Raw genomic sequence first — 7,547 nt, forward strand, 5'->3', positions numbered from 1 at the left:
ATTGAAAAGGCAGGTGCGTAATGCTTCAAGCTACTACTGCATGCTTCCTTCGCTGAGCCCTTCGAGAACCCCGCAGGCCTCAATTTCCCGATCATCGTTACAACTCGCTCGCAGCGACACAAGTTGTTTCTCCAGTACCTGCAGATCGGTTATCTGAGACCGTACTTGAGCGATGTGATCATCAAGCAAGGTGTTGATGGCCCTGCAAGGCTGATGGGGCGCGCCCTGATAACGCTGTAACTCGTGAATTTCAGCGAGTGACAGCTCGAGTATTCTGCAGCGCCGGATGAAGGCCAGTCGCTCAACATGCCGTTCGGTGTAAATACGGTAGCCGTTGTCCTGACGATCCGGCGGTGGTAACAAGCCCTCTCGCTCATAGAAACGGATGGTCTGGGTGTCAACCCCTACGGACCGCGCCAACTGACCAATGCGCATCGGGTGTCTCCTCAACAAATGGTATCTGCTCTATTGACCTTATAGTGGCTATATGGTTTTAAATCATAATCCGACAATACTCAAGTGGAGCCGTATCATGAGTAAATCCTGTGAAGACGCCTGTGGCTGCGACGCATCGTCCGCCGAGGGTAACGCCGGGTCGGAGGCCTCTGAAGCGTCCGGCAACTGGATCAGTGTGTATACCGTACCGAAGATGGATTGTCCTTCGGAGGAACGGATGATTCGACTGGCCCTGAATGGTTTTGAAGACATTCGCGGGCTGTCCTTCGACCTGTCTGATCGGCGGTTGAAGGTTGTGCACGATGGCGAGGCTGAGCCTATCACCGCGAAGCTGGCGACCCTCGGGCTGGGAGCTTCGCTTCAGGAAACGGCCGCTGCCGACCCTGAATCAATCAAGGCGCTCGGGGGTACGGCTATCTCGGCCGAGCAGGAGTCGGGCACCCTGCGTTGGTTGCTCGGTATCAATGCTGTCCTGTTTGTGGTGGAAATGACGGCCGGCCTGATCGCGCACTCCACCGGTTTGATTGCAGAATCCCTGGACAATTTTGCCGACGCGGCCGTGTATGGGCTCGCCCTGTATGCGGTTGGGCACAGCGTGAAAATGCAGGTGCGTGCGGCGCATCTTGCGGGCGTACTTCAACTGATTCTGGCTGTGGGCGTGCTCGCTGAGGTGGTGAGGCGCTTTGTCTTCGGCAGTGAGCCTGAGTCGCTGGTAATGATGGGGATTGCGTTCATCGCATTGATCGCTAACACCACCTGTCTGCTGCTGATATCCAAACATCGGGAGGGCGGTGCCCACATGAAGGCGAGCTGGATATTCTCAGCCAACGATGTGGTCATCAATCTGGGGGTCATTACCGCTGGCGCCCTGGTGGCATGGACTGGCTCCAATTACCCGGACCTTATCATCGGCAGCATCGCGGGGATTATCGTACTCAACGGTGCCAGGCGCATCCTGGCGCTTAAGGGTTAAACAATGTCCATCGTTGCCAAAAAACTCTTGCCGTATGGCCTGCTGGCTATTTCGGGCCTGATTGCGGCGTCTGATCAGATTGTAAAATGGTTGGTCCAGCAGTCAATGGCGTATGGCGAGTCGATTCCGGTGACCCCGTTCTTTAACTGGGTGCATGTCTGGAACACCGGTGCCGCATTCAGCCTGTTTGCCGATGGCGGAGGTTGGCAGCGATACTTTCTTATCACAGTCGCGGTAGTTGTCTCATTTGTACTGATCAGGCTGATTCTTCAGTGCCGCCGCAGGGGAGAAGCCATCGCGTACAGCCTTATTCTTGGCGGTGCCGTGGGCAACCTGATTGACCGGATATTTCGTGGCTATGTTGTGGATTCCTTTGATGTCTATTGGCAATCCTGGCACTGGCCAGCCTTTAACCTTGCCGATATCGCCATTGTGCTGGGCACCGTGCTTTTCCTCTATGTCAGTTTTATACCCGAAAAATCGGGCACGAACGTCGAGCTCGATGGATCAGGCTAAAAAACATCTGACAAACGCCTTGACCTTAAAGTTGACTTTAAAGATATCGTCTGTACAGACAAACCGAGAACGACAGCCAAAGCAAAGGAGAATGAAACGATGACATTACAACTTGGAGAAACCGCTCCCGATTTCACCGTGGAATCCACCGAAGGAAACATTCAGTTTCATGAGTGGCTGGGAGACGACTGGGCCGTGCTGTTTTCACACCCCGCCGACTACACACCGGTCTGTACCACTGAGCTCGGTGCCTTCGCGAAGCGTAAAGATGAGTTCGCCAGTCGTGGCGTGAAGCTGATCGGGGTGTCCGTCGACCCGCTCGACTCCCATAACGACTGGGCCAGGGACATTGAGAAAACCCAGGGCACGGGGCTCAACTTTCCTCTGCTGGCAGACAAGGATCAGGTGGTTGCAGACCTTTACGGAATGATCCATCCAAAAGCCGACCCCAAGGTGACTGTTCGAACGGTATTCATTATTGATTCCGCGAAGAAAATCCGTCTGATGCTGACGTATCCGCCCAGCACCGGGCGCAATCTGGACGAGATCCTGCGCGTCATTGATTCGCTCCAGCTGACCGACAACCACAAAGTGGCCACGCCGGTGGACTGGAAGAATGGCGAGGATGTGATCATCGTTCCGTCGCTCTCCAACGAAGATGCCAAAGAGCGCTTCCCCGAGGGATGGGATGAGCAGACACCGTACCTGCGCGTTACCCGCCAACCTGGTCGGAAGTAATAGGGAATTCGTCAGCCGGCCGTGCGGCTGGCTGACGAAGCAATACCTGAGAACCCCTTACCGATAGGTTCGGTCATCGCCGAACCCTTAACCGAACACGGCCTCGAAATGCTTACGCTGACAGTTCCCGAAGTTGGTCTCTTCGCGTTATTGATTGCACTTTGCCTGTCGCTGCTTCAGGCGACCGTGCCCTTGCTGGGAGCCGCCACCCGGCGCCCGTTGTGGATGGCATTTGCTGAGCCCATGGCATGGGGGCAATTTGCCTTTCTACTGGTTTCTTATGCCAGCCTGACTGCCAGTTTTCTTCTGGATGATTTCAGCGTGGACTATGTGGCCCGTAATTCGAACTCGATGCTGCCCTGGTACTACAAGTTCACCGCCGTCTGGGGCTCTCATGAAGGCTCGGTGCTGTTATGGAGTCTGATTCTCAGTGGCTGGGGCTTTGCCGTCAGTCTGTTTTCCCGCCAGTTGCCACGGGATATGCTGGCACGGGTTCTGGGAGTTCTGGGTGTCGTCAGCGCAGGGTTTCTGCTTTTCATCGTCGTTACGTCCAGCCCCTTTGATCGCCTGTTGCCGGGCATGCCAGCCGACGGTGCCGATCTGAATCCATTGTTGCAGGATGTTGGCCTGATCATCCATCCGCCGATGCTTTACATGGGGTACGTGGGTTTTTCTGTGGTCTTTGCTTTTGCCATCGCTGCGCTTATTGAGGGGCGTCTGGATGCGGCCTGGACGCGCTGGGTTCGGCCGTGGACCAACATTGCCTGGGCCTTTCTGACCCTCGGCATCGCTCTGGGTAGCTGGTGGGCCTACTATGAACTGGGTTGGGGAGGCTGGTGGTTCTGGGATCCGGTGGAAAATGCATCGCTCCTGCCCTGGCTGAGCGGGACAGCGCTGATACATTCACTGGCGGTCACGGAAAAACGCGGCACGTTCAAGAGCTGGACGGCACTGCTGGCGATTTTCACGTTCTCACTCTCGTTACTGGGCACCTTCCTGGTGCGCTCAGGGGTACTGACCTCGGTTCATGCCTTTGCCAATGATCCATCTCGGGGGCTCTTCATTCTGGCGTTGCTGGGAATAACGGTCGGCGTCTCGCTTTTGATCTTTGCGCTACGGGCGCCGCGAATGAGCGCCAATGCGGGCTTTAGCTGGCTTTCCCGGGATGCTCTGTTGCTGATCAACAATATTTTGCTGGTCATCATGACGATCACGGTCCTGATGGGCACCCTGTACCCCTTGATCCTGGATGCACTCGGGCTGGGCAAGGTCAGTATCGGCGCGCCTTACTTTAATAGCCTGTTCGTGCCACTGACCGTCATGCTGTGTGCCTTTATGGGGCTGGGGCCGGTCTCACGCTGGAAGCAGATGCCCGGTCGGGAGCTGTTCCGGCGACTACTGGGGGCGGGCTTGGCCGCACTGGCGATTGCGATATCGATACCGTTTCTTTACAACGGCCAGTGGAATGTCGCCGTGGCGCTGGGGATGGTGGCGGCCCTGTGGGTAGTACTGGCGTTGGTGCGCGACCTGTTTGATAAAGTCCGCAATGCGTCCTCTGCGCTGTCCGGATTGCGTAAGTTGACCCCTTCATACTGGGGCATGGTGGTCGGCCACGTGGGCCTGGCCGTCACCATCGTGGGCGTGGTGATGGTGTCGAACTACGCCATGGAGCGTAATGTGCGGCTTGATATCGGTGAGCAGGTGAATCTGGGCGGGTACGATTTTACGCTGACCGAACTGGGCGAGCGTCGGGGGCCCAACTTCCTCGCCGATACGGCGACCATCGAGGTTGCCCGTGAAGGCCGGATTGTCACCACCCTGTACCCGGAGAAGCGCCTGTACATTGCCCGAGGGCAGCCGATGACCGATGTCGCACTCGACCCCGGCCTGTTGCGGGACCTTTACGTGGCCATGGGGGAGGAACTGGACGACGGCAGCTGGGCAATGCGCCTACAGGTCAAGCCATTTGTACGCTGGCTTTGGCTGGGTGCGCTGCTGATGGCCTCCGGGGGCGTGCTGGCCGTGGCAGACCGTCGCTACCGTCGCCGCCGTGCAGCCGCAGCTGACCGCGAATCGATGAGGCCGGCACGCGAGGTTCGCGCATGATGCGTCGCCTGTTGCTGCTGCTTCCGTTTGTGGTGTTCCTTGGCCTGGCCTTCTTTTTGTACCGGGGGCTTTCGCTGGATCCCAGTGCTCGCGAGTCAGCCCTGATAGGCCAGGCGTTTCCCGCGTTCACGCTCCCGACGCTGGAGGACCCTGATACCGAGGTGGATGAATCCCTGCTTCGCGGGCAGATATCTCTGGTCAATGTCTGGGCATCCTGGTGCCCGACCTGCAAGGAGGAAATGCCCCAGCTACTGGCGCTCTCCGAGCGCGGCATTCAGATGGTGGGCATCAACTATAAAGACGCCCGTGACCTGGGGCGACAGTTTCTCGAAGAGTTCGGAAAACCTTTCGAGGTCAACATCTTCGATCCTGCCGGTGACTTGGGTTTTGAAATTGGCGTGTATGGCGTGCCCGAAACCTTCCTGGTCGACGCAGACGGTATCGTTCGATACAAGCACGTTGGGTACATAACGCCCGCCCAGGTGGATGAAGTCATGATGGAGGTAGAGAAATGGCGCTAACCCTGAAGATCCGTTGCTGTGTGGTCATCGTGCTTTTGATGGCCTCGTTCCAGTCGATGGCGGATACGGCAATTGATGCGCGTCATTTCGAGGATCCGGTGATGGCGGAGCGTTATCGCGACCTTACGGCGTCATTGCGGTGCCCTAAATGTGATGCTCAAGCCATCGACAGCTCCGATTCGCCGGTGGCGGCGGACATGCGGGAGCGGGTAGCGCTGATGCTTCATGAGGGGCGTGCGGATAAGGAAATTCTTGATTTCATGGCTAATCGTTTTGGCGAGTTCGTTCTTTACAATCCGCGCCTTGACGGGCGCACGTGGCTGCTTTGGGCATTGCCGGCAGCGCTGGTAGCAGGGGGAGCCCTGGTTGTGATTGCCTTTGTCCGGGCACGCAGGCACCGGCGAGTGCGGCCGCTCTCCGAGGAGGAGCGTACCCGCCTGTCCTCTTTGATTCATCGTCATCGTGAGAGGTCGGAATGACTATGCTCTGGTTAAGTATCGGCACACTGTTGCTTATAGCGCTGTGGTTCCTGAGTCTACCGTTGCGAAGAGCAAGGGCGATCCATGACTGGCAGCAGCGGTTTGAGGCCGATGATCACGCTGAGGCGCAAAACCTGGCCGTCTATGAACGCCGGCTTTCAGCCCTGAAAAGCGCCCGCGATCGCGGCGAGATTGACGTCGCCCGTTTTGAAGAAGGCCGCCACGAGCTGGACCGCAATCTGCTGGAGGACACCGAGGCCCATCGCCGAATGCCTCTCAGGCGCCCCCTGTCAGGACGTTTGATGATTCCACTGGTGATAACGGCAGTCATGGCTGCCAGCATGATCGGCTATCGATGGCTGGGTGCCGATGGCGATCTGGCGCTGCATGCCGCCCAGCAGGACGTGCTCAACACGCCCGGTGCCTCAATGAAAACCCTGGTTGGTCGGCTCGAAGAGGAAGCCGGGACTCAGCCGGATAATCCCAAGGTCTGGTCCTTGCTGTTTCCGCTTTACCAGAAGATCGGTCAACCGGGTCAGGCGATTGACGCCCTGGAACGACTGATCGAACTGGAAGGCCGCAGAGTAGATCTTCTGGCCCAACTGGCTCAGATAAAATTCTTTGTGGCCGGGCGCAGCCTGACCGATGAAGTGCATGCGCTGATCGACGAAATACTCGACAAGGATCCACGTGAGCCAACGGCGCTGGGCATACTGGGGGTCGAGGCCTTTGACGACGGCCGCTATGAACAGGCGATCAATTACTGGCGCCGGGCATTGGCGGGCTTCGGCGATAACGAGTCCGCACAGGCCATGCGCAGCGGTATCGCTGTTGCCAGGCAACGATTGGAGGAGACAGCCAATGGAGCGGAACGTGTTACTGATTGAAACCCTAACGCACGTTCACACACGAAATCAGGGAAGCTTATGCTTCAGTATCCTCAAATCGACCCGGTAGCCATTGCACTGGGCCCACTGAAAATCCATTGGTACGGCCTGATGTACCTTGTCGGTTTTCTCGCGGCCTGGTGGCTGGGGCGTCGTCGGGCTCATCGGCTGGGGTTGAATGCAGACGCTGTTGAAACATTGATTTTCTACTGCGCGATGGGCGTCATTCTCGGTGGCCGCGTCGGTTATGCGCTCTTCTACGGTTTTGACAAGCTGGCAGACAATCCGCTTTGGCTGTTCAAGGTCTGGGAAGGGGGCATGAGTTTTCACGGCGGCTTGACCGGCGTCCTGATTGCAGCCTTGGTCTTCGCCCGCAAGCAGAACCTGCGGTTTTTCCAACTCACGGATTTTATAGCGCCACTGGTGCCAATTGGCCTGGGGGCGGGTCGCCTTGGCAACTTTATCAACCACGAGCTCCCGGGGCGGGTCAGCGACGTGCCCTGGGCCATGGTGTTCCCGAATATGGGGTCGGCGCCACGTCACCCGTCGTCATTGTACGAGTTTGCCCTGGAAGGTGTTGTGCTGTTTGTGGTGCTGTGGTGGTTCTCACGCCACCCTCGTCGGATGGGCGCAACGTCCGGCCTGTTCCTGTTGCTCTACGGAATTTTCCGTTTTGCGGTCGAGTTTGTTCGCCTCCCCGACCCGCAACTGGGGTTCATTGCCCTCGGCTGGGTGACCATGGGGCAGTTGTTAACCCTGCCGATGATCCTTGGAGGCCTTGCATTAATCGCCTGGTCAAGACGTCAACCGATCAATAAAGGTTCATCGCGGATTAGCGTGAAAAAGTAGGAGACGGCGGTAAAACCGGTTA

9 protein-coding genes are annotated in these 7,547 nt (G+C 57.5%); 8 read left to right on the top strand and 1 reads right to left on the bottom strand.

The genetic code is table 11. From position 1 onward, the window contains the following. Positions 1-33 precede the first annotated feature (33 nt). On the bottom strand, positions 34-435 hold the full coding sequence (gene cadR, locus RO069_RS18820; RefSeq protein ID WP_008173755.1) for a Cd(II)/Pb(II)-responsive transcriptional regulator: 402 nt from the start codon (positions 433-435) through the stop codon (positions 34-36). A 97-nt stretch (positions 436-532) separates the two neighbouring features. Between cadR and RO069_RS18825 the strand changes: the two genes are divergently transcribed. From RO069_RS18825 to lgt, 8 genes are all read left to right on the top strand, one after another. Beyond that, positions 533-1,429: a cation transporter gene (locus tag RO069_RS18825; RefSeq protein WP_053115061.1), complete on the top strand. Its 897-nt coding sequence runs from the start codon at positions 533-535 to the stop codon at positions 1,427-1,429. Positions 1,430-1,432: 3 nt separating this feature from the next. Continuing rightward, complete coding sequence (lspA, locus tag RO069_RS18830; protein ID WP_328189605.1) at positions 1,433-1,945, top strand: signal peptidase II; 513 nt, start codon at positions 1,433-1,435, stop codon at positions 1,943-1,945. A 99-nt stretch (positions 1,946-2,044) separates the two neighbouring features. Beyond that, positions 2,045-2,683 (top strand): peroxiredoxin, encoded by a 639-nt coding sequence (locus RO069_RS18835; protein WP_328189606.1) that lies wholly within the window; start codon positions 2,045-2,047, stop codon positions 2,681-2,683. Positions 2,684-2,791: 108 nt separating this feature from the next. Continuing rightward, positions 2,792-4,789, top strand: a complete 1,998-nt coding sequence (locus RO069_RS18840; protein ID WP_278367919.1) for a heme lyase CcmF/NrfE family subunit — start codon at positions 2,792-2,794, stop codon at positions 4,787-4,789. Next, positions 4,786-5,310, top strand: a complete 525-nt coding sequence (locus RO069_RS18845) for a DsbE family thiol:disulfide interchange protein (RefSeq protein WP_011784902.1) — start codon at positions 4,786-4,788, stop codon at positions 5,308-5,310. Before RO069_RS18840 ends, RO069_RS18845 begins: the two co-directional genes overlap by 4 nt. Next, complete coding sequence (locus RO069_RS18850; protein WP_011784903.1) at positions 5,301-5,789, top strand: cytochrome c-type biogenesis protein; 489 nt, start codon at positions 5,301-5,303, stop codon at positions 5,787-5,789. Before RO069_RS18845 ends, RO069_RS18850 begins: the two co-directional genes overlap by 10 nt. 2 nt (positions 5,790-5,791) lie before the next feature. Beyond that, the gene (gene ccmI, locus RO069_RS18855; protein ID WP_169054510.1) at positions 5,792-6,676 is read left to right on the top strand and encodes a c-type cytochrome biogenesis protein CcmI; all 885 of its coding nucleotides are present in this window, start codon (positions 5,792-5,794) and stop codon (positions 6,674-6,676) included. 39 nt (positions 6,677-6,715) lie between these two features. Continuing rightward, a complete protein-coding gene (gene lgt / locus RO069_RS18860) occupies positions 6,716-7,525 on the top strand; it encodes a prolipoprotein diacylglyceryl transferase (protein WP_328189607.1) in 810 nt (269 codons plus the stop codon). Positions 7,526-7,547: the final 22 nt, after the last annotated feature.

The organism is Marinobacter sp. OP 3.4 (assembly GCF_036224885.1).
Lineage (GTDB): Bacteria > Pseudomonadota > Gammaproteobacteria > Pseudomonadales > Oleiphilaceae > Marinobacter.

Coding starts and splice junctions, on each gene's coding strand:
- lgt (WP_328189607.1), top strand. CDS start 6,716: ATGCTTCAGTATCCTCAAATCGACCCGGTAGCCATTGCACTGGGCCCA.
- lspA (WP_328189605.1), top strand. CDS start 1,433: ATGTCCATCGTTGCCAAAAAACTCTTGCCGTATGGCCTGCTGGCTATT.
- RO069_RS18840 (WP_278367919.1), top strand. CDS start 2,792: ATGCTTACGCTGACAGTTCCCGAAGTTGGTCTCTTCGCGTTATTGATT.
- RO069_RS18835 (WP_328189606.1), top strand. CDS start 2,045: ATGACATTACAACTTGGAGAAACCGCTCCCGATTTCACCGTGGAATCC.
- ccmI (WP_169054510.1), top strand. CDS start 5,792: ATGCTCTGGTTAAGTATCGGCACACTGTTGCTTATAGCGCTGTGGTTC.
- RO069_RS18850 (WP_011784903.1), top strand. CDS start 5,301: ATGGCGCTAACCCTGAAGATCCGTTGCTGTGTGGTCATCGTGCTTTTG.
- RO069_RS18825 (WP_053115061.1), top strand. CDS start 533: ATGAGTAAATCCTGTGAAGACGCCTGTGGCTGCGACGCATCGTCCGCC.
- cadR (WP_008173755.1), bottom strand. CDS start 435: ATGCGCATTGGTCAGTTGGCGCGGTCCGTAGGGGTTGACACCCAGACC.
- RO069_RS18845 (WP_011784902.1), top strand. CDS start 4,786: ATGATGCGTCGCCTGTTGCTGCTGCTTCCGTTTGTGGTGTTCCTTGGC.